This window comes from Pedobacter petrophilus, assembly GCF_009674725.1.
Taxonomy (GTDB): domain Bacteria; phylum Bacteroidota; class Bacteroidia; order Sphingobacteriales; family Sphingobacteriaceae; genus Pedobacter; species Pedobacter petrophilus.
Map to the genome: position 1 here is coordinate 54479 of NZ_WKKH01000011.1, position 25749 is coordinate 80227.

General features: G+C 41.4%; 19 protein-coding genes. 10 read left to right on the forward strand and 9 right to left on the reverse strand.

Going from position 1 to position 25749, the window contains the following annotated elements; all coding sequences use genetic code 11:
• Positions 1-238: 238 nt before the first annotated feature.
• The 4 genes from GJU39_RS09275 to GJU39_RS09290 all read left to right on the forward strand — a co-directional run bounded on the left by GJU39_RS09275 (position 239) and on the right by GJU39_RS09290 (position 4877).
• Entirely contained in the window at positions 239-622 is a 384-nt protein-coding gene (locus GJU39_RS09275; RefSeq protein ID WP_154280512.1) for a hypothetical protein, read from the forward strand.
• 325 nt (positions 623-947) lie between these two features.
• Complete coding sequence (locus GJU39_RS09280) at positions 948-1436, forward strand: hypothetical protein (protein WP_154280513.1); 489 nt, start codon at positions 948-950, stop codon at positions 1434-1436.
• Between the two features lie 129 nt (positions 1437-1565).
• Entirely contained in the window at positions 1566-3752 is a 2187-nt protein-coding gene (locus GJU39_RS09285; RefSeq protein ID WP_154280514.1) for a TonB-dependent siderophore receptor, read from the forward strand.
• A gap of 12 nt (positions 3753-3764) precedes the next feature.
• Positions 3765-4877 carry a PepSY-associated TM helix domain-containing protein gene (locus GJU39_RS09290; RefSeq protein WP_154280515.1) on the forward strand — a complete coding sequence of 371 codons (1113 nt, stop codon included), beginning with the start codon at positions 3765-3767 and terminating at the stop codon, positions 4875-4877.
• Positions 4878-4981: 104 nt separating this feature from the next.
• On the opposite strand, the gene GJU39_RS09295 is transcribed toward GJU39_RS09290, so the two are convergent.
• A complete protein-coding gene (locus tag GJU39_RS09295) occupies positions 4982-5314 on the reverse strand; it encodes a winged helix-turn-helix transcriptional regulator (protein WP_154280516.1) in 333 nt (110 codons plus the stop codon).
• Positions 5315-5427: 113 nt separating this feature from the next.
• Between GJU39_RS09295 and GJU39_RS09300 the strand changes: the two genes are divergently transcribed.
• A complete protein-coding gene (locus GJU39_RS09300) occupies positions 5428-6324 on the forward strand; it encodes an SDR family oxidoreductase (RefSeq protein ID WP_154280517.1) in 897 nt (298 codons plus the stop codon).
• A 234-nt stretch (positions 6325-6558) separates the two neighbouring features.
• On the opposite strand, the gene GJU39_RS09305 is transcribed toward GJU39_RS09300, so the two are convergent.
• The 3 genes from GJU39_RS09305 to GJU39_RS09315 form a co-directional block, all read right to left on the reverse strand.
• Positions 6559-7626, reverse strand: coding sequence for a DUF6588 family protein (locus tag GJU39_RS09305; RefSeq protein WP_154280518.1), 1068 nt, complete (start codon positions 7624-7626; stop codon positions 6559-6561).
• A 215-nt stretch (positions 7627-7841) separates the two neighbouring features.
• Positions 7842-8978 carry a Gfo/Idh/MocA family protein gene (locus GJU39_RS09310; protein ID WP_154280519.1) on the reverse strand — a complete coding sequence of 379 codons (1137 nt, stop codon included), beginning with the start codon at positions 8976-8978 and terminating at the stop codon, positions 7842-7844.
• Positions 8979-9195: 217 nt separating this feature from the next.
• A complete protein-coding gene (locus GJU39_RS09315; protein ID WP_154280520.1) occupies positions 9196-10356 on the reverse strand; it encodes an esterase in 1161 nt (386 codons plus the stop codon).
• 127 nt (positions 10357-10483) lie between these two features.
• On the opposite strand from GJU39_RS09315, the gene GJU39_RS09320 reads away from it, so the two are divergent.
• Positions 10484-10765 carry a winged helix-turn-helix transcriptional regulator gene (locus GJU39_RS09320; RefSeq protein ID WP_154280521.1) on the forward strand — a complete coding sequence of 94 codons (282 nt, stop codon included), beginning with the start codon at positions 10484-10486 and terminating at the stop codon, positions 10763-10765.
• A 126-nt stretch (positions 10766-10891) separates the two neighbouring features.
• Here GJU39_RS09320 and GJU39_RS09325 read toward each other — a convergent pair whose 3' ends face one another.
• From GJU39_RS09325 to GJU39_RS09345, 5 genes are all read right to left on the reverse strand, one after another.
• Complete coding sequence (locus GJU39_RS09325; RefSeq protein ID WP_154280522.1) at positions 10892-11710, reverse strand: alpha/beta fold hydrolase; 819 nt, start codon at positions 11708-11710, stop codon at positions 10892-10894.
• Positions 11711-12036: 326 nt separating this feature from the next.
• Entirely contained in the window at positions 12037-13992 is a 1956-nt protein-coding gene (locus tag GJU39_RS09330) for a sigma 54-interacting response regulator (protein ID WP_209437616.1), read from the reverse strand.
• A gap of 197 nt (positions 13993-14189) precedes the next feature.
• Positions 14190-16109, reverse strand: a complete 1920-nt coding sequence (locus GJU39_RS24110; protein ID WP_167515670.1) for a sigma 54-interacting transcriptional regulator — start codon at positions 16107-16109, stop codon at positions 14190-14192.
• An 11-nt stretch (positions 16110-16120) separates the two neighbouring features.
• A complete protein-coding gene (locus tag GJU39_RS09340) occupies positions 16121-18451 on the reverse strand; it encodes a tetratricopeptide repeat-containing sensor histidine kinase (RefSeq protein WP_154280525.1) in 2331 nt (776 codons plus the stop codon).
• Between the two features lie 8 nt (positions 18452-18459).
• Positions 18460-20136 carry a sigma-54 interaction domain-containing protein gene (locus tag GJU39_RS09345; protein ID WP_154280526.1) on the reverse strand — a complete coding sequence of 559 codons (1677 nt, stop codon included), beginning with the start codon at positions 20134-20136 and terminating at the stop codon, positions 18460-18462.
• Positions 20137-21041: 905 nt separating this feature from the next.
• Between GJU39_RS09345 and GJU39_RS09350 the strand changes: the two genes are divergently transcribed.
• From GJU39_RS09350 to GJU39_RS09365, 4 genes are read left to right on the forward strand one after another with little or no spacing between them, the layout of a single operon-like run.
• Positions 21042-21674 (forward strand): hydrolase, encoded by a 633-nt coding sequence (locus GJU39_RS09350; protein WP_154280527.1) that lies wholly within the window; start codon positions 21042-21044, stop codon positions 21672-21674.
• 18 nt (positions 21675-21692) lie between these two features.
• On the forward strand, positions 21693-23072 hold the full coding sequence (locus tag GJU39_RS09355) for an alginate export family protein (protein ID WP_154280528.1): 1380 nt from the start codon (positions 21693-21695) through the stop codon (positions 23070-23072).
• An 11-nt stretch (positions 23073-23083) separates the two neighbouring features.
• A complete protein-coding gene (locus tag GJU39_RS09360) occupies positions 23084-23827 on the forward strand; it encodes a M17 family peptidase N-terminal domain-containing protein (protein WP_154280529.1) in 744 nt (247 codons plus the stop codon).
• Between the two features lie 6 nt (positions 23828-23833).
• Complete coding sequence (locus GJU39_RS09365; RefSeq protein WP_245227752.1) at positions 23834-25747, forward strand: amidohydrolase; 1914 nt, start codon at positions 23834-23836, stop codon at positions 25745-25747.
• The last annotated feature ends 2 nt before the right edge of the window (positions 25748-25749 follow it).

Genomic DNA, 25749 nt, shown 5'->3' on the forward strand with positions numbered 1-25749 from the left:
CACATTTTTGTAATAATGTATATAAATAATATTTATATTTGTATCAGCATTTGAGACAGGATAATAATCTGGACAGCCTTGCAAAGGGCAGGATAAAATTCTGGTCAGTCTCATTAAACCCCCTTAACTGGGGGTTTTCTTTTGTATAATCATATCTGTTTTTTCATTATGGTCTAAATAATTAAATATTTGCAGATATAATTTTTTTAAAACTTGGAATGCTTAGCTTTGATGCGAAATGTTGAACAGGTTAATTGCCATATCTTTATTGTTTGCACTAATCGGCTCGAATTTTTCGCGTTTTTTCATTTACGCTGGTTTCGAACTTAACCAGAAGTATATCTCTGAAAAACTTTGCGAGAACAAAAGCCGTCCGTGGATGCATTGCAATGGCAAATGTTTCCTGATGAAGAAATTAAAACTGGCAGAAGAGAAGGAGAAAAAACAAGAGCGAGAAAACCAACGGATGCATCACATGGAAGCAATCCCATCTGCCGCATCATCCTTCACTTTTCGCAGACCAGTGCTCAAAACCATCTATCCGCAACGGCCCGTACTACACACCGTTCATCGTGCCTTCACCATTTTTCAACCGCCTAAGCCATCGTTTCTACAGGCTTAACTTACAATTAATGCGCTATTGATTTGAGCGTATTGTAATGGTATGGAATATTTTTCAATGCCATATCGCTATTTCTTTAACCTCAATTGTTGCGTTTTTGCCTGCTATTTTAATTTGATCTGATAACGAGGTGTTAAGCGACCCGAGATATTGAGTAACCGATATTAACATCGTTTTTATCTGTGTTCATCCTGTATAGCTGTGGTTAATTAATAAAATTAACAAGGCAGGTATTTTGCTGGATGTGACTTTGTTATAAGCTATCCAGGCGGGCATATAGATCTATTACAGAATTTTTTTATTGAATTTAAGCTTTATAAACAGGATGAATTTCATCATAAAATATTTCAGGACTTTTTTAATGATCCTGATCGGTGCGTCAGTTTTTTTGAGCTGTAAAAGCGAACGGAATTATAAAGAGGTGCGTCAGGAAGTAATCGATATCCATAACAAGGTAATGGCAGATGGTGAGCAGGCGGAAAAGTACCGCATGATGCTGAAGGATCTTTCGAAGATTCAGCTTGATCAGCCAATCCTGAACGATACCTTAAGTCGCCGGAATGAGATTTCCGTACTGATTGGCAAACTCACCAAAGCAGATCAAAACATGCTGGATTGGATGCAGCGTTTCCAGCCAGACATTGAAGGCAAAAGTAACTCTGAAGCCGTTAAGTATTTTAAGGATGAGATGATTAAGATAAAAAAGCTCGATGCCCAATATCAGGAAGCTTTGAAAGAATCTGGTGTCTTCCTTAAAAAGTTTAATGTAAAAGCGTTAGCAGACACCACTAAACAAGATCACCATAAACACTAAGGGCAGGCAGTTCTTTGCCTTAAACAAAATAATTAAAAACATCAGGAAATGAGTTGGCAGCTATCCGCTCAGAACGGAAAGATGCTGCTTTTTTAAATCTATACTCTTCCGCCATAAAAAAGAATTTAAATGAAAAATATATTATTAACAGTGCTTTTCTTACTCACCATTGTTGCGGCAGTTTCTGCCCAGAAGCGGGTGAAGAAAGATCAGGATTCGGTTAAAACACCAAGAGATACTTCGGCCAAAATACTGAACGAGGTAAAAATTAATTCCCGCTATTACCGCAGGTATAATCTGAACAAGTCTTCTGCCACTTTAAAATTAAATACGCCGTTGCTTCAGTTGCCGCAAAACATTCAGGAGATTGATCAAAGCCTGATTGCAGATCAGCAGGCGATAAACGTAAATGAGAGTGTAACCCGCAACGTGAGTGGAACCATTCGAAACAACAATGCAGACTTGTATAATTCTTCGGTTTTTATGCGTGGCGCACAGATTACGCCCATGCGAAACGGACTGGATCTTTCGATGATTTATGCCGGGCCTAGTCCGGAAGATGCCGCCATCATCAGCCGCGTAGAATTTATTAAAGGTCCATCCAGTTACATTAACGGTCTTTTTGATCCGGCTGGTTCTTATAATATCCTCACCAAACAGCCGATGGGAAGCAATACCAATCAGATCAGTTTTACCACAGGCAGCTTTAACCTATACCGGGTTACGGCAGATTTAGATGGCAACCTCGATCAGCATGGTAAATGGCAATACCGGATCAATGCCGCCGGGCAAAAGAGCAAATCCTTCCAGCAGTATAACTTTAATGATAAGCTTGTGGTAGATCCGGTAATTAAATACAATATCAATGATCATTCCGATATCTCTGCAGAATACCTTTACCAGACGCAACGCTTTCAGCAGTATTTTTCTACGGTATTTGCGCCCGGTGGGTTTGCCAGTCTGCCGGCAGATTTTACGATAAATGATCCCAATAAGGCTCCATTTAAATCCATTGAGCACAATGGCTTTTTAAGTTACCATAACGCTTTTAATCAGAACTGGCACCTCACCGTAAATGCGGCTTATGCCCGGGATCATTTAGAAGGGACTTATTTCTTTGTTTCCAGGTACAATGCGGCCCAGCCCGATTTGATCATGCGCAGGGCAACATACGAACGTTTAAATACAGATGCCCTGGCTATTCAGCCCTACATCAACGGCGAATTTAATACAGGAGCTGTTCATCACCAGTTTTTAGGTGGAATAGATCTCAACCGTAAGAAATTTCTTTCTTATTCAGGCTCGAGTGATCCCACGGCTAACCAGGCCCTTTACCCGCTTGATGCCTATCATCCTGTATATGGTATTAATTTTGATGCGAATGTGCGCAACGGAGACTTATCAACTATTGCCACCGATCAGCAATCCATCAGTTACCAGGCTGCTTATGTGCAGGATGAACTCGCCTTGTTCAGCAATAAATTACGCGTTACATTGGCGGCCCGGTTAACCTTTAGTGAGACTGGCGTACAAAAAAGCGCAACCAAAACCAGTTTAGGCAGTACTAAAAACACCGCTCTGACCCCAAAAGTGGGCATAAGTTATTCCCTTACTCCCGACCTTTCTGTTTATACGCTTTTCGATCAAACCTTTACCCCGCAAAGCGGAATCAATACCACCAATGGCGAGGCATTTAAGCCGCTAAGGGGTGAAAACCTGGAGGCCGGGTTGAAGAAAGACTGGATGGAAGGAAAATGGAATACCACCATTTCGGTTTACAGGATTATCCGTGATCATGTAAAGGTAAGCGATCCCTCTACCAATATCCAGACGCAGTTAGGGCAAACGCTTTCCAGCGGTATTGAGTTTGATCTGAAAGGGGAAATTGTAAAAGGCCTGAATACGCTAATTAATTATGCTTATACGGATAGCCATATTTCAGAAGAGGCAAATGCCGCGAGGGTAGGATTGGCTACACCTTTCCGCGTTAAACATATTCAAAATGCCTGGCTGAACTATATTTTCCCGTTTGCCGGAATAAAGGGCATCTCGGTATCAGCTGGCTATCAGCTCCAGGTTGGAAGAAACGGCCGTTATGAGTTGCAGCAACTGGCGCTTGCGCCTGTTTTTCGGGTAGATGGTGGAATTGGCTGGTCTAATGCCCGGTTCACTGTAAACGGAATGGTAAATAATATCTTAAACCGGTTTAATTACGGCAGTGCCTGGATTACCCCATCGGCAGCAACAGTTGGTACTTACGCGTATGTTCCTTACCCGCCACGTGAATTTAGGTTAAACGTGGGCTATAAATTTTAATTTGAAAAGGTGATGAAGTGGAAAAAGCGTTTAACCAAATTATCTTTCAAGTATCACGGGTGGCTGGGATTAACAGCCGGTTTATTTTTTATCTTGTATGGCTTGAGTGGTTCTCTGCTTGTTTTCCGGCACGATCTCGACCATTATTTCAACCCGGAATTGCATAACCTTATCCCTGCAAAGCGGAAAATATCTGCAGATAAAATCTATCGGATGATCCTGTGGACACACCCCAATCTTAGAAAGCTGGTGTTGCATGATTTTCCAAAAGATAAATATGATAGTTATGAGTTTATGCTTTATAAACGGCAGCAACACCTTGCGGATAACTATTTATACTTTGTTTTTGTAGATCCTTATTCTGGTAAAGTTTTAAGGGAAGGGGGCTATCAGGAAATGGCGCCCTCCTTTCTCCGCTGGCTTTACACCTTACACTACAGTTTACAATTGGGAATACCCGGCATGTTTATTACCGCTGTTTTAGGGTTGGTGATGCTATTGTCGTTAATTACCGGAATTGTGATTTATCGGAAGCATTTCTGGCAGGCCCTTCGTTTTAAGGCAGGTCTTAATCTTAAAAGCTGGAGTACCGGGCTTTCTTCCCTCCACCGCATTGTTGGCGTTTGGGCACTGCTTTTTAACGTCATCCTCTTTTTTACAGGCTTTTGGATGTTGAGGGAATATTTTAATCCGGCCATGTGGGTGCTTCCGAAACAGCAGGCCAACTATGAAGTACCTGCAAACATCGATAGCCTGGTGAGCCGCGCCTGCAAAAGCGTTCCGGGTTTTGTACCGGTGGCCGTGAACATTCCTACAACAAAGGATGCAGATATCCTGGTGAGGGGGGAAATGCCGCAAAGCACTAATATATTGCTTCAGGGAAAAGCCAGTAGCATTGCTTTTGATGCGGGTACCGGAGCAATTAAACGTTATACCGTAATTGATGAGCAAGGGCTCGAAGAAAAATTGGAGTACATGGCTTATCAGCTTCATGCAGGTGCTTTTGCCGGTGATTTTTTAAAGTGGATTTATGTAATCTTCGGGCTCACCCCGGGTTTTCTCTCGGTTACCGGCGCCTTGTTACGGTTGAAGAGGAGGGGGCAAAAAAGGTATAAACCAAATTAATCAGGTTAAGTTTATCAAGGACCATTGTAATCTTTTGAATATTAAATCATCCCGTTGTGCCAGCAACTCAACGGGGTGATTTTAATGGGGAAAAGATAGCAGGCTCAGACCAGGTTTTCCTGACCAAATTCGACGAACGTTGCTATAATCGGCAAAGTTTTCAGTCCAAGATCAGTCAGTCTATATTCTACCCTAGGCGGAATTTCCGGATAAGCCTTTTTACTGACCAGTTTCTTTTCAACCAGCATATTTAACTCCTGGATCAGCATTTTCTCACTAATTTCCGGAATGGCTCTTTTCAGTTCGCCGTATCTCATCACATCATCATTAATCTGGAATAAAATCAATAGCGTCCATTTGCCTCCAAGAATTTTCAAAGTTGCTTTTACCGGACAACTATCATCACAAGGAATAATTTCTTTTACTTTTTTTGTCATTGATATTCAATTAATCTAACCAAAAAGTAAGTACCCTACTGGCGGGTAAGTACTTGTGTAAAGGTAAGTTAATGCTCAACTTCGTGCAAGTTTAAATCTAAAATTGTAATAAAATGAGAGTCTTAGTATTTGGAGCCACGGGCTCACAACAATTTAATGTAATCGCAGAAGCAAATAAAAAAGGGGCAGAAGTAATTGCTGCAACAAGTACTGAAACTAGTTTTGAAAAATTAAAGGAAGCCGGAGCAACACCTGTTCTGGGGGATATGAGCGACGCAGCCAGCATGTTAGCCATTACTAAGGGAATAGATGCGATTGCCTTTATGATTCCGGTTTCTTTGCCCAATCCTTTTGATGGTGTTGTATTTGCAAAAAATGTAATTGATGCTGCTAAAGTAAATGGGGTTAAAAAGTTAGTTTGGAATACAAGTGGCTGGCTTCCTGATCAAAAAATTGGTGTTCCTACCGAAGATCTTAAATTAGATGTTAGAGATTACCTGGTTAATAGCGGACTGGAATATGTAATTATTGAACCGACCATTTACATGGAAAATATGATGGGTGGTTTTTGTGCGCCCTTTATTTCGAACGAAAAGAAATTGGCCTATCCAACTCCTGAAGCAATGCCAATCGGCTGGATTGCCTCCAGAGATGTCAGCGCATTTGTGGTGGAGGCCATTTACCATTCAGATCTGAAGGCTGATACTTTTCAGGTGAGTGGTTTAGAAAACCTGAAGGGTAACGCATTGGCAGAGCAGTTTTCTAAAGGTGCTGGTGAAGAAATCGTTTATTATCCACAACCTGCCAAAGAATTTGAAGCCATTTTAGCTCCATTTGTAGGCGAAGCGGCCGCTGCGGCTGTTGCATCATTCTATGATGGCTTGCAAAAGGCTACAGCATATCCTCCTAAATTTAATCCTGATATGAATGAAGTGCTGAAAAAATTGCCAGTGAAAATGACATCTTTAGAAGAATGGGCGAGGGCTAACAAAGCTTTTTTTGTAAAATAATTAATGCCCGGACAGATGCAGGTGAAATCTGGACCTTCCCAGATAACCAGTTGGTTGATGATGAGTTCTGGGGCGAGAATTAAACAACAGGATGAAAATGAGGCGGTCGGCAATGTATGCTTTGCCGCTTCAATTTTGCTATTTAGCCGTTTTTTTCTTTCGTTGGAATGCATTGATTTTACTGGTTGGTATGGTGATTGCAAGTCGCAGGATCAAATTTGATTAGTAAAAAGGTTAGAAGCCTATTCCAACTCCGCCACTTAACATTCCGTAACCTCCGGAAAAGCCATAGGAGCCATAAAGTCTCAATACCGGAAGCTTGATCTGAAAGCCAACATCACCGCGCAACGTTCTTAGATAGGTCCGCTTCAAAGCAAATGGATCTGAATAGGTGATGTAGGCTATCTTTTCATCTTTGATGCTATTCGCAATTGGGTAATTGCCTTTCAAGCCTATTTGTGCTTTTGAAATACTGTAACCCAGCGAAACAAAGGGTGTAAAAACAGAAAGTTCCTTAGAGAGTGTGGCCTGAATGAGGTAATTATCAAATTTTGCGTAAACGCGCTGGGTAGAAAAGTCTGCAATTTGAGCATCGTTTTCCGGAATCATGCCATCCAGCGGAAGCAGGTTTAAATCCCTCCCATATTTCACGGTGTTAAAACCTGCGAGCACAGAAAAGTCGAATGGTATTTTTTCGCTATCCTTTGGGAAAAAGTCTCGGGCAAAATTATGTTTAATTCCGAAACCGAGCAACGAAACCGATCCAAAACGTTCACCCAGCCGGATTTTAGGCGCTGCCCTAACCATTACTTCTGTATTGGCAAACAGGCCCATATTAAGTTGCAGCTGTGGAGTTGGTACTATGCTCTTGATCACTGCGCGTGGCAATTCGAAGCTAATCAGTTTGTTATTGTTTGCATCAAAAAGATCCATCAAGGGGCCATTGTTCCGGGTATCTCCGGTAAATGTAGGAGATAATACTTTTGAAGGATCGGAGGGACGAAGGGTAGGAGAAAGGCCTATGTTCGAAACATCAAAGGTTTGTTTTGATGAAGGGACTACCGATCCTGTTCCGATTACCCGTAAATCAAAATGCAGTGGTTTCAGTGCCTGTGCGGTGTTGGTCCACCCGCTATTCATGCCCAAACCAAAGCCATAAAGCAGTGGATTGGCGTATGCTTCAACAAGTTTTTCTGCATCTGCCGGACCCGACCTGATTAAATTTTCAAAATTTAATTGTGCATGTACTGCCATAGAGGCTTGCAGGAGGATAAAAAAAAGAATGGTAGCAACAGTTTTCATTGATTTATGGAGCGGCTTGTTCTACAGGTGATAAAAATCTAACCCCGCCAGGTTCAAAATGTTTGGGGTTGATTCATAAATCAACGAACTAAATACTGTTATCGGTACAATTCAAACCCGCTGAACGACGATAAAATAAGCGATCCGGCCATTTTTGTTATTAATAAGCCGGATCGCATTTGCACGCTAATTATTTTCAATAAAATGCCTTAAACTTATGCAGAAGCGAGAAGTGCGATCTTCAATGCTTCCAAAGCATCTTCAATGGTGATCTTAAGTTTGTGGTCTTTATTTTCTATTTTTTGAATCATATCAGCTAAAATTTCCTGGACGCATTTGCCATATACTTCACCTTTAGTCTGACCGATTTCGAAATGGCCGGATACCAGTTCATCAACCGCATAGCCAATCCCGCCGCAATACACCAGTTGACTATTATCGGTATCAGCAGTTTCTGAATCGCCCCAGCCTTCTGGCCGGGAAACATCGTTAGATTCGTTAAGCTTTTCGGTTTCTGTAACTTTCCAACCCGGAATACTTTTTAACTGTTCGCTGGTTTGGGCGTTCAGCATGGCCTTAATGGTCCCTTTCATCGGCATCCAGCCTTCAATCACCACCCTGCCAAGATCATAAGCTAAATTGATGGTGGTTTGCTCAAAGAAACCCGGGCCCGAAAAAGCATGGTAGTAACTGGCAATTAAGCCATCATTGTACATCACCATAGCAGCCATGCGATCGCGTTGAGCTTCATTCCGGTGATGAGAGCAGCCGTATACTTTACTGTATTGCTGTCCGCCAAGGGCCTTAATGATATCGAAAAAATGTACTCCGTGTTCGACCAAAATGCCGCCAGACATTTCCTCATTCCAAAACCAATGATGGGGTGGCAGGGAGGCATCCTGTGCATAATTGTTTACTACTGCGTGTCTAAGCTTCCCTAATGCACCGCTTTTACCAATTTCCATTAAACTCTGGATGATGGGATTATATCGGATCATGTGGTCGACCGTGATTACCTTTCCGGTTTCTTTTTGTACATCCAAAATCTGTTGGGCACTTTCTTCAGTAATGGCCACCGGTTTTTCCAGCAACACATGTTTTCCGGCTTTCATCGCAGCACATGCCATTTTTGCATGCAGACCCGGTGGCGTAACAATACAAACAATTTCTATGTCTGGATTTTTAAGCAATTCTTCCCAATCCTGATAGGCTTTACAATGCGCATCACCTTTGAAATGATTGCCGGAATCAGATATCGCGGCAACTTCTACGTTCTCCAGTTTAGCCAGCCAATGGTGAAGGAACTTTCCAAATCCTCCATAGCCGATAATTCCTACTTTATATTTTTTCATGTTTATTATGGTAGTGTTTATTTTTTCCGGTTCTAATGTACGGATATAACAGCCCTGAAAAGGGATGATTCTCACTAAAAACAAGAGACAGAATATTGATTTATAACAGCGCCTTTCATTATTTTGATCAGTTAACCAGCCAAAAGCGCTTTAGCGTGGGTGAAGCGAATAAGATTCTACAAAAGCCTAAATTAAATGTACGCGCGGTGTTTGGCAACTACTGGAAAAGCTGTGGGGCAAAAAGCACCAGGTAATCGCGCCAATTCGACCAGGTATGTCCGCCTTCACTTTCCACGTATGTATATTTTGCGCCGATCCCATCCAATGTTTTTCTGTAATCCGCAACGGCTTTATACAGGAAATCAGTTTTACCGATTCCGATCCAGTACAGCTTTAAGCCGTTATCAAACTGCTTTTTTAATGTGGTGTCAAAATTTTCATAAACGGGTGATGACGTTTTAGCAAACGGCATTATGGCCGGCGAGAACAAGCCAACATAGTCGAAGGTTTTCGGGTAAAATCTGGAAGTGTGCAAGGAATGGAAACCGCCCATAGATAATCCTGCTATGGCGCGCTGACTTTTATTGGCATTTACGCGGTAATTATTTTCAACAAATTTAATGATATCGGTGAAAGTCTCTTCCATTTTGCCATCCATGGTGTTCGGCAATTGCATGGTTGGCTTATACAAACCTTTGATGTCTTCTCCGGGTGCTGCCTGTTGTGCTACGTTTCCGTTGGGCATTACCACGATCATTTTTTTTGCTTTACCCTGCGCAATTAAGTTGTCGAGAATCTGAGCCGTCCGTCCGAGTGCGCCCCAGGCTTCTTCATCTCCGCCCATACCGTGCAGGAGGTATAAAACGGGATATTTTTCTTTATTTTCCTCATATCCTGGTGGCGTATAAATTGTAATCCTCCTGGTTTTTGCATTTCCGGGTGAGTTATACCATCTTTTGGATACCGTTCCGTGCGGCACATCGGCCACCAGATAATTATCGGCCTTGCCACCACCAATAATTACGACATTAACAACCGATGCAACGTCTCTGATTTGATATACATTATTTGCATCTACCGTTTTTAATCCATCTACCAGGAAAGAATAACTATAAAGTTCTGATTTTAAAGGCCCCGTAGTGTAGGTCCAAACTCCATCTGCCTGTTTTTTCATTGTGGCCATACCCGCTGCACCAATAATATCGCCCTGTACTTCGACTTTGGTTGCGTTTGGTGCCATTAACCTGAACGTAACACTTTTATCTGTGTTAATTTCCGGGGAAGTGATCTCCTTCTTTGCATTGAAATTTAAATTCTCCTGAGCAGTGCTCCCGAGAGATGCTAAAAGCAACAGGCCGAATACTATTTTTTTTATCATAGGATGATGTTTTGGGTTTTCATAAAGTTAAAGAATGAATTGAGGAATATAACATGTAAAATCTAAAGTTGTTTTTTGCTGGAAAGAAAGCAGAAAAAAACTGACTTCTGCTAAGAGTTTTTTTAGAATGTCTTTTCCAATTCACAATACTGTTATCCTCAATGATGAAGTTGATGGTGGTGCAATAGGTGGTGCAATAGGTGGTGCAATAGCTGATGCTGAATTGACTAATCGGCAGACAGAAGTACTATCCATTATTAGAATTGATCCAACAATAAGTTATCGGGCGATTGCCCAACAACTCAATATAAATGAATCAGCTGTATTGAAGCATATTGAAATTTTGAAAAATAAAGGATTTATCAACCGGAGCGGCGGTACGAGAGGCTATTGGGAGGTGTTAAAATAAATTAGCCAGGTTTAGCTCAGGCTGGGATGCTGTCTGTGTTCGAAAATCAAAGATAATGTAAACGCTATTAAATACTAAAAGCGGGCAATTTACATTGGCCGCTTTTAGTACTTGGGAGGCTATAAATTAAGACTTGATAAATGCTAAAATGTCTTTATTAATGGTTTCAGCTTCTGTGGTTGGCATTCCATGAGGAAAACCAGGATAGGAAATTAACTTTCCGTTAGGTAATAGTTCAGCTGCTCTTGGTGCCTGGCCGTAAGGAACAATCTGATCATCTTCGCCGTGTAAAACCAGTACAGGAATGCTAACGCTTTTCAAATCTTCTGTAAAATCTGATTCTGAAAATGCTTTAATCCCTTCATAGTGCGCTAAAACTGAGCCCATCATGCCCTGACGCCACCAGTTGTGCTTAATACCTTCCTGCACTTCTTTCCCTTCGCGGTTCCAGCCATAAAATGCTACCGGAAAATCATAGAAATACTGCGCTCTGGTAAAACCGGTACCCTGACGGATCTCATCAAATATAGACGATGGTACACCTTCAGGATTACTGTCGGTCTGAATCATAATTGGTGTAACGGCACTAATCAAAACTACCTTAGCAACACGGTCTTTACCATATTGTGCAGCGTAACGGATGGCTTCACCACCACCGGTAGAATGGCCGATGTGAATGGCATCTTTCAAATCAAGCGCTTCGGTTAACTCCGCAATGTCTGCTACATAAGTGTCCATATTGTTTCCATTTGCACTCTGACCAGAACGGCCATGTCCGCGGCGATCATGCGCAATTACCCGGTAACCTTGTTGTAGGAAAAACATCATTTGTGTATCCCAGTCATCGCCTGAAAGTGGCCATCCATGATGAAAAACAATTGGTTGTCCGGTTCCCCAGTCTTTGTAATAAATTTCTGTTCCGTCTTTTACTTTAATAGTACTCATAGCTTTTTTTATTAGATGAATTATAATTATTTGATGCAGCTTAAAGTTAAATCTGATCGTAATCATTTAACATGACCTTATGCTGTTCGTTTTTGTATGGATATATTATTTCAAATTGTGAGCCATTGTATTAACTTACTATATATTAAGTGTTTAATGATTGTTTGCCAATTAATATATCGCTATATTTCGTTAATTTACGTTGTGGTATAACCAATGGAATCTTTAACTAGTTATGGCTTGCTTATGCAATAGCAATAGCCCGGGATAAAAAGCAAGGGACACCCTGATAATTTCAAGCCATTATTTGATGTAAAGGATTTCCGTTACTTCACAAATTCGAATTTAATCCCCAGTTTCTTGATTTTAGAGTTTAAGGTAGTTGATGGGATATTCAGAATTTCTGCTGCGCCGCCCGCTCCGAAAACTTTGCCTTTGCACATTTTTAAAACGTTTAAAATGTGGTCTCTTTCCATTTCCTCCATGGTTTTAACTTTAAAATGGTCTTCGCTGCTGAAGTGGTTAGCAGAAGCCGCACCAGGCAATTCGATGTGGGTAATGGTGTCACCTTCCGTCAACAACATAGTCCGTTCAATCAAATGCTCCAGCTCCCTGATGTTTCCGGGCCAGTCGTAATCCTGCAATTCATTTAATGCGGCATCAGAAATTTGGGTAACCCCAGATGATCCTTTCTTGCCATATTTAGCAATGAAGTGATCAACAAGGAGAGGGATGTCTTCCTTCCGATCCCTCAAGGCTGGCAGTTCAATCGGAAAGACATTTAACCGGTAGTATAAATCCAGCCTGAACCGACCTTCTGCTACTTCTTTCTCTAAATTTCTATTGGTTGCCGTAATAATCCTGACGTTGATTTTTTTGGTATAATTTCCACCCAGGCGTTCTATTTCTTTCTCCTGAAGCACCCTTAATAATTTCACCTGTGCCTCCAGCGGAAGTTCGCCAATCTCATCTAAGAAAATAGAACCACCGTCAGCCTGCTCAAATTTCCCGATTCGTTTATCGTTCGCGCCGGTAAATGAGCCTTTTTCATGTCCGAAAAGTTCTGATTCGATCAGCGTTAAAGGCAAGGCTGCGCAATTAACGGTAACCAGTGGCTTGTTTTTTCGCGGAGATAGCTTATGAATGGTTTGTGCAATTTTCTCCTTGCCTGTACCGCTTTCTCCTAAAATGAGCACTGATGTATCATCAGGAGCAACGAGTTCGAGCTTTTTGAAAGCCGCATGCAGCAGCTTGCTGTTGCCTGTAATTCCATTAAAGTCTTGCGTGTTTTCGGGATCAGAAACTCTTGTAATGACTGGCTTTTCAATAATGTTCGATGCTGGTAATGGTGTTCCGGAAACAGGATCTTTCCCATAAACAACCTTATCTACAATGATTTCCAAACTTTTACTAAACTGATTGATGATGCCGGTATGGACTTTGGTGTAGAGATCTGAAAGCTGATTAAAAAATACAAACTGAAACCATTCACCGGCTCGTTCCACTTCGGTAATCAGCGCAGATTCTAGTTGATAATGATCGGAGAGGGCTTGTGTCCATGGACTCTCCATTCTCAATTTCCTAAAGTCATAACCATTAAAAATTGATTTTCCGTTGGCATTTATGGCACTGTTGTTCCAGGTTTTGAAATCACGGACGGAAACGTTCATGGCTTTTAGTAACGATTGATTGTCGATCAAACTAAATTTTCCATCGGCCAAACGCACCATGTTAATGTCTTTGGTGCTTGTTCTTGGATTTGATTTGGTAATCCAGAGGAAATCAAAAGGCACCACCGGATGCAATGCGGCACTAATCTGTTTTAACCGATCTGCAACTGGCTCTTGCTTTTCTGCAATATGTTCAATTTGTGTGTGTAAAGAGGGTTGGGACGGTTGGTTGTATTTCAGGTTTTGCTCATGACGGTACCTGGCGATATCCAGCATGACCATCAGGTCTTTTTCCCTAAACGGTTTTACCAAAAAGCCGTAAGGCAAGGTAGCTTTTGCTGCTTCCAGGATACCCTGATTGGTATTTGCGGAGATGTAAATAAATGGAATCCCCATTCCGGTGAGCTGCCCGGCCAGGTCTATACCTGTTTTATCGCCCTGCAAAAATATATCCAGTAAAATCCAGTCAGGCTCTTTGGTGGTAATAAGCTCCAACGCCTTCACTACCGACGGCGCTATTCCGCATACTTTGTAGCCGGCTTTTTCAAGCATGATCCGGAGATCATTGGCAACAATAAATTCATCTTCTACAATTAAGATTTTCTGTTTCATTTTATTTAACCGGGCTTGATATGAAAACCAGCTTAAGCAGGATTTTGAGAACATTAATTAAGTTCACGAAACCGATCGGCAGATTATGCACTGTTATGAAATCAATTTAAGTACCGTTTGTTAAGTTATTGTTTATCAACGTAATAATCTTTAATCTATTTTGTTAAATTCATGATATATCGTTGATTTACTAAATATCATGACCTGATTATCTTTAACTTTTTAATTTTAGAGTTTAATGTTGTTGCCGGGATGCCCAGTAATTCTGCAGCGCCGCCGCTCCCCGCCACGCGACCTTTGCAAAGTGTTAATACCCTGATGATGTGGTCTCTTTCATTGTCACTAATGGTTTTAATGCCGTCCTGAGCAAGAGGGGTTTCATTTTTTGAACCGATATCAAGCTGATCCGGATCAAGTTTGCCATTTGAAGAAAGCAATACACTTCTTAAAATTACATGTTCCAGTTCCCTGATATTTCCAGGCCAATCATATTGCATTAACCGGTCTGTAAACGCCAAAGGAATATCATCAATAGGCTTTCCAATGTTTTCTGCGTGTTTCTGAACAAAATAAGCTGTTAATAACGGGATATCAGCTTTGCGCTCACAAAGTGATGGTATGTGTAGGGGAAAAACATTGAGGCGGTAAAATAGATCAAGCCGGAACCTGCCTTTAGCAATTTCTTTCGCTAACTGCAGATTGGTTGCTGCAATAATTCGTAAATCTACAGCGATGGGCTGGCTGCCACCAATGCGTTCAATTTCTTTTTCTTGTAAAACCCGCAGTAATTTTGCTTGCAGGTCGAAAGGCATTTCACCTATTTCATCAAGAAAGATAGTGCCACCATTGGCCTCCTCGAATTTTCCAATCCTGGTGTTGATGGCTCCGGTGAATGAACCTTTTTCATGGCCAAACAGAATCGATTCGATCAGGTCGGCTGGTAAGGCTGCACAATTAACGGCCACGAGCGGTTTGGTATTTCTATGAGATAACCGGTGCAGGCTTTTCGCAATTTCTTCTTTTCCGGTTCCGCTTGCCCCGGTAATTAAAACAGATGTATCGGTAGGGGCCACGATCTTTACTTTATCCAGCACACTCAACAAGGCCGTGCTTTTCCCGATAATATTCCCGAAAACATTCTTATCGGTCAAATAACCATTGTTTGCCTGCTTTTTATGAACCGTTGCCGTGGCATGTTCCATTTCAATAATGTGGGTGAGTTTCTCTTCTAAGGTGGCCGATAAATAATTAAGCAACTCCATGTGGCCTTGCTGATAAATGTTTTCAGTTCTGCTGTAAAAAGAGAAACTAATTTTATCGCCGTTTTCCAAATGAAACGTTTTAACCAGGTTTGCAGAAAGGTGATAGGTTTCTGCCATCAATTTCTTCATGGGGGCTGTCAATTTAACCTGCTCGAAATCATCACCAATGTAAATCGCATCTGCGGTGGTTTCTGCCAAAAGCAGATTCTGATTATCATAATCAGCTTTTGCAATTCCTGCGCTTTGCTGAAATTCTTCGGCGGTAAAAAGACCATACTGGTCAAAATTCTTTCTGGTGATCCCAATCTCGCTATAGCGTGTTCCTTCTTTGGAGATGCCTGAAAGTGCAATAAAATCAAAAGGAATATAAGGTTGAAACGCGCTCGCTACAGCAAGAATTTTCTTCTGCCAGGTTAGCGACTTCATGGAAATATCAACGATGAAATCCCGCATAAACAGTTCGCTGCTCAGCTTCATATCGTTATTGTTTTTCAGGCGGTAGCGGGCAATATCGATGCTCAGCAGTACATCCCTCTCGCGGTAAGGTTTAACAATAAAGCCGGAGGGACTTGTAGACTTTGCTGCTTCAAGTACTTTCTCATTTGAATTTGCAGAGATGTAAATGAATGGGATTTTCTTTTGCATCAGTTGATGCGCCAAATCTATCCCGGTAAGCCGGCCTTTGAGGTAAATATCTAAAAGCACCAGGTCTGCAGATTTATTTTCGAGGATTGCTAATGCGTTTTTTACAGAGTCGGCAATGCCAGTTACTTCATAACCGCCGCGTTGCAAAATCATTTGCAGATCGTGCGCAACAATAAATTCATCTTCAACGATTAAAATTTTTTCTCTCATCACCTCATTCATTATAGAAACAAATCATCATTCGAACTGCTAAATATCAGGCTTACGGAAACCCCTCGGTCACTTTTCATCTTCAATACACTATCAATCTGGCTGCTTAAGCCTTTCATTAAAATTAAACCAAGTGTATTGCTTTGCTCGTAATCAAAATCAGGCGGAAGCCCTACACCATTATCTTTTATTATCAGTTCGTAATGGTCTTCCTGCTGCTCTTTCAAACTAATTTCAACTTTGCCACCGGCCCGATCTGGAAAGGCATATTTATAGACATTGGTAACGGCTTCATTGATGATCAGTCCTAACGGCACCGCTTTTGAAATGTCTAGTTCCAGGTTCAGGATCGCCAGATCAAAACTGATTTTCTTTCCACCGCTCATGCTGTCTTTCAGGTATTCTATCAATTCTACAATATAAGGCTGGATATTAATCGTGGCTAAATTTTCATTCTGGTAGAGCTTCTGGTGAATTAATGCAATGCTCTTCAGCCGATGCTGGCTTTCTTTGATGGCCTCTATTGCTGATAAATCTTCCAGGTAATAACTTTGGCTATTGAGCAGACTCATTGTTAATTGCAGGTTGTTTTTTACCCGGTGATGCACTTCTTTGATCAGACCTTCTTTTTCTTCAATCAGCTTATTTTTCTGCTGAATGTTTACTTCGAGTGCTGCATAAGCAATATCAATATCTGCTTTCTTTTTGATCAAAGTGTTATGGAGTTTCTTCTTTAAGCTGAATCTTCCATAAAGTAAAATCAATACCAGGCAAAGGAAAATCAAACCACCAATGGTAAAGTCTTTAATTAACCTGGATCGGCTAAGTTCCTGACTTTGAAGCTGAGATTTCTTTCTAAGTAGCTCATTTTCATTTTCCTTTTGCGAAGCCTCAAACTCAATCTGCAACCGGTCAATCGTACTTAGGCTTTCCTGGCTAAGCATGGAATCTCTCAGCTGGTGAAAATTCTGTAAGTGGGTAATGGCTTCGGCAGGTTGATTGCTGGCAAGTTTTATTTTGTAAAGAATTTCATTTAACCTGATCTGCCTTGGTAAAGTCATGCTGATCTGATTTGCTCTCGCTTTTTCTGCGTATTGTAATGCAAGACTATAGTTTTGCTGTGCGAAGTAGCATTCGCTGATGGAGAAAAAAAGAGAGGTTTGAAATGGATTGGATAAAATATCTTTTTCAGATTGTTTGAGCAGCATGTTAAAGTACAGGTTTGCAAGTTTGTAATTTTTCAATGCGGTATAGCATTCTCCATAACCTAAATAAATAAAGTAATCGAAGGTTGCTTTATCAGGTACCTCACTCCAGGTTTTTTTCAGTAAAGCCAATGCTTTTTCTGGCTGACCAATCTTAATCATTTGTGTAGCGAGCATGTAGGCCGGGATGAACCGGTAGGGATCGGTCTTATCCGGGGTATTCAAAGTTTTGGTATACCATTCGATACTTTCTTTGGGTTTACCCATTGCTTCATAGGCGGCGGCGACACGGTTAAGATAAGTATCAAGCACTTCTTCACCGCTGGATTGTGCAATTTTTACACTTTGCAATGCCGCATTTAAGGCCTTACTCAGTTCTCCTTTTCGCTGATAAACGGCAGATAGCAGATCATAGGCGGACGGAAGATCCGGAAGTTTATATTTTTTATCCAGGGCAATCACTTCAAAAAGCTCGGCAGTGGCCAGGTCGAATTTCTCCTCTTCCAGATGGAAATCGGCCATGATTCTCAGGAGCAGGGCCTCCCGGTGTTTTTCGTTAAAAGAGCGGCCGACTTCTTTATAAAGAGCATGTGATTTGGCTGCACGATTATAAAAGGTTTTGTTTCGGTAATCCTGAACGGTATCCGGAATGTTCATGAAATAAGAATACCAGGCGCTTGCCTCCAGGTGTTTATTTTTAATCTTCTGCGCAATGGAAATCGCCTGATCATAAATGGATACTTGTTGCGGCCGCATTTTTTTCTTGCTGTAGTACCGGCCATAAACCATGAGACTTCGAAACTCCCAGTAAGGTGATTTTAACTGCCTGCTTAGGTTAAGTGCCTTACTGAGATAAGCTAATGCCTTTGTTAAATTTTCAGGCTGATTATCTTGTTGATTGATAAAGTGATTGGCAATTTTAAGCTGGTACTTCACCCGGCTCGTATCTGATGCTGCTTTATATAACAACACACTTAAACGCTGCAAAGAATCTTCACCAGCTACCTGTTGGCTTTGCGCCGAACTGGTGTGGCTTAAGAGAATTAAAAAGAAAATTCCAGACCATAAAACGCCGGTGATCGTGTTTTGAACGCGACTGCGGTTTAAGGTTTTTGGAAGTACGTTATGTTGGGGCATTTTAATTTTTATTTGTTTAAGATGTGTTCACGCCTGATTTTGAACTTCTTGATCTTAGAATTGAGTGTTGTAGCCGGAAGGTTGAGCATCTCCGCTGCACCGCCCAAACCAGATATTTTACCTTTGCATTGTACCAATACCGATAAAATATGATCCCGTTCATTTTCATGGATGGTTTTAATTCTTTGCTCACCGCCATTATTAACCGAAGCGGTACGTTCCATTTTTGGTAAGGAAACCTGTTTCAGGATTTCCCCTTGATTCAGTAAAATACTTCGCTCAATTAAATGTTCCAGTTCGCGGATATTTCCCGGCCAGGTATAAGCCATCAGTTTATTTAAGGCACTTTTAGCTATCGAAGTGACTAATCGTCCTGTTTTTTTTGAAATACGCCCGATGAAATGGGAGGCCAGGTGTGGAATATCATCTAAACGCTCCCGAAGTGGTGGTAGTGAAATCGGGAAAACGTTAAGTCTGTAATAAAGATCACTTCTAAAGTTTCCTTTTTCTACTTCTTTTAATAAATTTCGATTGGTAGCTGCTACAATTCTCACATTCGTTTTGATGACCTCGCTGCCACCAATGCGCTCAATTTCCTTTTCCTGGAGGGCACGCAGCAATTTCACCTGCAGGGCAAGGGAAAGTTCGCCAATTTCATCTAAAAATAGTGTCCCGTTATGTGCCAGTTCAAACTTTCCAATCCTTCGGTCTGTTGCACCGGTAAAGCTGCCCTTTTCATGTCCAAATAACTCACTCTCGGCTAAACTTGGCGGTAGTGTAGCACAATTGATTTTAACCATTAGCTGATGATGTCGGGGAGAAGCACTGTGGATTGCCCTAGCGATGAGTTCTTTCCCTGTTCCGGTTTCTCCCAGAACTAATACTGTAGTATCAGATGTGGCAACATGATCGATTAAGTGAAAAATAGCTTTTAACGAATCGCTTTGCCCGATAATTTCGGAATGGTTGTATTGATGTTGAATTTGTTCCTGGAGGTAGCTGTTTTCATCTTCGAGTTTTTGTTTGTAAATGTTGATTTCTTCAAGCTGTTGCGCTATTTTATCATTGGCTATAATATTTGATATCGCGACAGATATTTGTAAGGAGATGCCATGGAGTAAATCGAAATAAAGGTTCGATATTGAATGGGTGTTTTTAGTGTACAGGTAGAAGAACCCAATGCAGCCGGATCGATCGACCATTTTTAATCCGATCATTTCCCTGATGCCTTTGTTATGCCAGAAGCCCAGCCAGGCAGGTGCGTCATCCGAGGTTAAAACCTCTTCAACATTAAATACAATGGGTTTTTCGCTTGCAATCATTGCCCTGCACATGCCATCATCCAGTGTGTATTTCCTGGAAGCTTCGGGCGCAATCCCTGCGGTTTTTAGGAAATCTTCTTTCCGGTTGTAAATGAAAGGGCTATGTGTTTCCAGGTCGTCGTTAATTAAGCAAATGACGAAATCGTCAAACTCAAATAATCGTTTCAGTTTCTGATCAATAACATCAAATAGATTGAGCTTATTGCGGATGGAAGCGATGGCGTTGCTTAAAGAGAGCAGGACTTTATTTTCCCTTTCTTTTTGTTCCAGCTTTTTTAACAGTACTGCAGCATCGTTTTCAATATATGTATCGGTGGATTTCGTCAGGTTTTTGGTAGTTACTAAATTGCCTTTGCTTTCCATGCCGCTAAAGTAAGGTTTAAAACTTAAAATAATAATTTTTATGGTTAAAAACAGATCACGATATTTCGTTATAAATCTTATTTATGTACTGTATTACAGTTAATTATATAGTTTTTTTTATATTTATTTATACTAAAATATTTCGCTGTTTAAATGGTTAAATAATCAGGTTGACAGTTTTTTTGCAAATTTAAGTAGTACATTTTATCTGAACGCAAGGCTAAGATGTCTTTCAATTTCATAGATGTTAATTCTATCACAATTATGTTTAAATATCCCGCTCAAGAAGGTGTTCCCGCAGATTGAAATGGATCTCTATAGTTCCAAGCGTAAGTTCGTGTTAATGTACTACATGAATGCAATGGCTTAAATGTCTTTCAATTTCTTAGATGGTAATTCTCTTTCCTACTTATTTAATACCCGCGTAATAAGGTATTCCCGCAGATTTAAGAGGATATTAAAAAGCGTAAGTTATTCGCTTCGTAGGTCGAAATGGATTTGTATAGTCAAAATCACATGACCCTTACTAGCGCACTATTTATGAAGATGTAAGCTTAAATGGCCTTCAGTTCCTTAGATGGTAATTCTTTATCACAATTAATTTTAAATACGGGCTCAATAAGATGTTCCCACAGATTGAAATGGATCTGTATAGTTCCAAGCGCAAATTCGTATTAGTGTAGTATATGAACGTAATGGCTTCAATAGCCTTCAATTTTATATGGCAAACTTAATACACTTATTAAAAACCAGCGCACCACTATCCAGCGACTCCATAAAATTCGTAAATCAACGATATATGGTTAACGTAAATTCGTCAATAATACGTTAAATCGTTGATAGATAGTTTTTTGCCGGGTGGTATGTTTCTTGGAATAAGGTGGGTAAATAAAATTATCTTAAATATGAAACCATCACCAGACTTATTATCCCCGGAAAATCATGCCTTAGTACTTATCGATTTTGAAGGACAAATGGCTTTCGCTACCAAAAGCATTTCCATTACCGAGCTACGTACAAATGTTGCCATTGTTTGCGGCGCATCTAAAATCTTCAACGTACCTACAATCGTTACCACCGTAGCTGAAGAATCTTTTGCCGGACCTGTGTTTCCAGAGATCGAAGAATGCTATCCGCAGGCCACTTCAAACTATATCGACAGAACCTCCATGAATACCTGGGAAGATGAGCCTGCTTACAAAGCCATTACCGGAACAGGAAAGAAAAAAATTGTATTAGCCGGACTGTGGACAGGCGTATGCATTGTAGGCCCTGCATTATCAGCACTATCTGAAGGCTTCGATGTTTTCGTAATTACCGATGCCTGTGGCGACGTAAGTAATGAAGCACATGAAAGAGCTGTTCAGAGAATGGTGCATGCAGGTGTGAAGCCCGTTACCGCTGTTCAATATATCCTTGAATTACAAAGAGACTGGGCAAGAACAGAAACGTATGTTCCGGTAACCAACCTCATGAAAAAATATGGTGCAGGTTATGGAATCGGCATCCAATACGCGCATAAAATGGTAAAACATTAATCGTCGTTTGCATTTAAAATGAAAATTATTTATTCCTATCCGGCAATTACAGCGGCTATTCTCCTTTGCTTCTTCGGAGCACAGGCATTTAGTCAGGGCATTAAATTAATGCGCTACGATGAGGATTACAGTAATTTAAAAGATTCGGGGAGGAACTTCTACAATAAACTAAAGTTCCTGCCACTTTCGGCCAACAGAAAAGTGTACTTCACCTTTGGTGGGGAGGCGAGAGCAGAATTCGGTGGAAAAATTAACGAAGACTGGATCAAAGATCAGGGATTTAATGATTCGTTTCTGCAGCGTTATTCCTTATACTCTGATTTAAATATCGGGCAGCGACTACGCTTGTTCGTGCAGGTAAACAGTGCCCTGGAAAATGGCAGTAAATACGGACCTGCACCCGTTGATGAAGATCAGCTTGCGGTTCAAAATTTATTTGCCGAATACAGAATACTGCTTAATGCCGACAATAAATTGGCTGTTCGGTTAGGAAGGCAGGAAATTAATTATGGCTCGGGCCGGTTAATTTCAGTGAGAGAAGGCACCACCGTTCGACAATATTTTACAGGTGCCAAACTAATGTATGCCACCCCCCGGTTTGCATTAGATGCCTTCGTTTTAGCAGCTGATGAAGTTAATTTTGGCGTTTTTGATAATCGTCCCAGCCATCAGGCAAATCTTTGGGGGGCTTATTCCAATCTGAATATCGAAAGGGGCGGCAACTTCGATTTCTATTATTTGGGAATCAGAAGGGATAATGCAGAATTTGAAGAAGGTATCGGGAAGGAAATCCGACATACCATTGCTACACGGTATTGGAAAAGTGGTGGCGGTTTTACCTATAATCTGGAGGCTGCCTATCAATTTGGGAAATTCGGCAATGGAAATATAGACGCCTGGACAATGGCCATCGAATTAGGTTACCTGTTCGAGAAAGTAAAATTTAAGCCTTCAGTTAATTTGCGAAACGATTACATCTCGGGAGATAAAAAAGCGGGAGATGGAAATTTACAAACTTTCAATCCATTGTATCCAAAGGGTGGGTATTTCGGTTTTAACCCGCTGATTGGGCCATCAAATTTAATTGATTTGCATCCATACTTAACACTTACCCTTACCAATAAGTTAACGGCCCAGGCTGATGTGGTTTTAAACTGGCGATACTCCTTAAATGACGGGATCTATCGCCCGAGTGGAAACTTTAATACAGCTGGTTCGCTTTCCCATCACCGTTTTATCGGCACCACCTATCTACTCAGTGCAGATTATCAATTTAATAATAATCTTTCTTTTAGTCTTGGCGGCCAATACTTTAAGGTCGGCGAGTTTATCAAAGACATTATTCCGGTTTGGGATAATTCAAAGTTTTTTAACGCTCAGGTATCCTATAAATTTTAATCCATAAGAAAATGAAAAACAACTTTACTCCACAATCCCGGTTGGCCATCCAAAAGATTAAGATAGCCATGATAATGTTTTCTGTATTCCTTACCGGAACAGCAGCATTTGCACAGGCAACTACCGCAATAGGCACCACCAAAGTTTGGGGCACTGTAGATGGAATTGCGGTAGAAGGCGTAGTGCAGGGGCCATCTGCACAGGTGAGTGATCTGCAGGTAGCCTGTGTTTTCGAATATACAGAGGGCGATATTTTTAATACTCCGCCAGCACTTCCAGCGGCTTTAAATGGCTTGGTTCACCTGGATCAGGACATGAAAGGCTTGCTTACCGAGATCCGCAAGAGTGGAAAGTTTCTCGGCCATGCCAATGAAACCTTATTAATTACCCCACCGAAAGGGAGCATTGGGGGCAAACGTTTACTGCTGATTGGCCTCGGTGACCGCAATAAATTCGCACCAGACCTGATGACTGGCATTGGCAGTGTGGCCATGCGGGAGGCATTAAAACTTGGCGTAACCAATTTCGCTTTTGCCAGCGATTTAAAAGATGCCGGAATAGACTCACCAACCGCCTTGGTAGCTGGAAACGTTGTTAAAGGCATTTTCGAAGCTTACCGTGCACAACTTTGGTTAAAAGATAAGCAGCTTGCCACGGTAAAACCTATCTCTAAAGTAATTCTTCTGGCTGGTCCGGCATTTTTTACTACCGCAGGGGAAGGTATTCAGGAAGCGATCAGTGCCATTAAAAACTAATATCAGTTGAACAACAATATAAAGACGATGATTGCAGATATGATTTTGTTCAATGGTAAAATACATACCATTGCCAGCCATAAGGAGAAAATAACCGCAGTGGCCATTAAAGATGGAAAGTTCATCGCCGTAGGAAACGATAGTGATGTACTTGCCTTTTCAGGTTCATCTACTAAGATTATAGATTTAAACAAAAGACGCGTTGTTCCAGGTATTAATGATTCGCACATTCACCTGATTCGTGGTGGCTTGAATTTCAATTTAGAATTGCGCTGGGATGGCGTTCCCTCACTTGCAGATGCCTTACGCATGCTGAAAGAACAGGTAGATCTTACGCCGGCGCCACAATGGGTGCGGGTGGTAGGGGGCTGGTCTGAATTTCAATTTGCTGAAAGAAGGATGCCAACGTTGGAAGAAATAAATGCGATCGCGCCGGAAACACCTGTTTTCATTCTTCACCTGTATGATCGCGCTTTCATGAACCGTGCCGCCCTGAAAGCGGTGGGTTATACGAAAGATACCCCTGCGCCTCCGGGTGGGGAAATTCAGCGGGATGCCAATGGAGAACCCACCGGGTTAATTATTGCCAGTCCGAATGCCATGATTTTATATTCAACTCTGGCAAAAGGGCCGAAACTTTCTGATGAGCACCAGGTAAATTCTACCCGTCATTTTATGAGGGAGCTAAACCGGTTTGGTATTACCAGTGTGATTGATGCCGGGGGTGGTTTTCAAAATTTTCCTGATGATTATAAAGTGGTGAACGAACTCAATGAGCAAAAACAACTCACTGTTCGCATCGCTTACAATTTATTTACCCAACGCCCGAAACAGGAATTTGAGGATTTTGATAACTGGACAAATTCGGTGGAGCTTTATCAGGGCGATGATATGTACCGCCACAATGGGGCAGGGGAAATGTTGGTTTTCTCTGCCGCAGATTTCGAAGATTTTCTTCAGCCAAGGCCGGATTTAGCGGATAATATGGAGCCAGAACTGGAGCGTGTGGTACGGTTGCTGGTGGAGAAAAGATGGCCATTCAGGCTACATGCCACCTATAACGAAAGTATCAGCCGGTTCTTAAACGTATTTGAAAAGGTAAACAGAGACATTCCTTTTGCAGGCTTGCCATGGATTTTCGACCATGCAGAAACCATCGATGAGCGAAATATTGAAAGGGTTAAAGCGCTTGGCGGTGGTATTGCTATTCAGAGCAGAATGGCTTATCAGGGGGAGTATTTCACCGAACGTTATGGCGAAAAAGCGGCCTTGCAAACCCCGCCGGTTAAAAAAATGCTCGAAATGGAAGTGCCTGTTGGCGGTGGCTCAGATGCAACCCGGGTAAGCAGTTACAATCCCTGGGTCTCCATGTTTTGGCTTACCGCTGGTAAAACAGTTGGCGGACTCAAAATTTATGATGAAGATACCGTGCTCACCAGAGAAACTGCTTTGGAACTTTATACCAGGGGCAGCGCCTGGTTTTCTAATGAACAACAGAAAAAAGGCGATATCGAAATAGGGATGCTTGCTGATTTAGCCGTTTTGAACCACGATTATTTTGAAGTTTCTGACGAACAAGTAAAAAGTATTGAATCTGATTTAACTGTAGTGGATGGCAAAATTGTATATGCCAAAGGCGATTTTTCTTCCTTTTCGCCACCAAAAATTCCGGTTCTGCCAGATTGGTCGCCAACTAAAAGTTACAATGGCTACTATTCTCCGGCTACACACCAATTTAATCAACAGGGAAAAACCAAAGGAGCAAAGGGCACATCATCTGTTTTGGCTATGGTACATTCTTGCATAGGAAGCTGTGGCGTACACCATCACAACCACGATGCGGTGCGAACCAGCAACCTTCCGGTAAATAATTACACTGCCTTCTGGGGCGCACTGGGTTGTTCATGCTTTGCATTTTAATA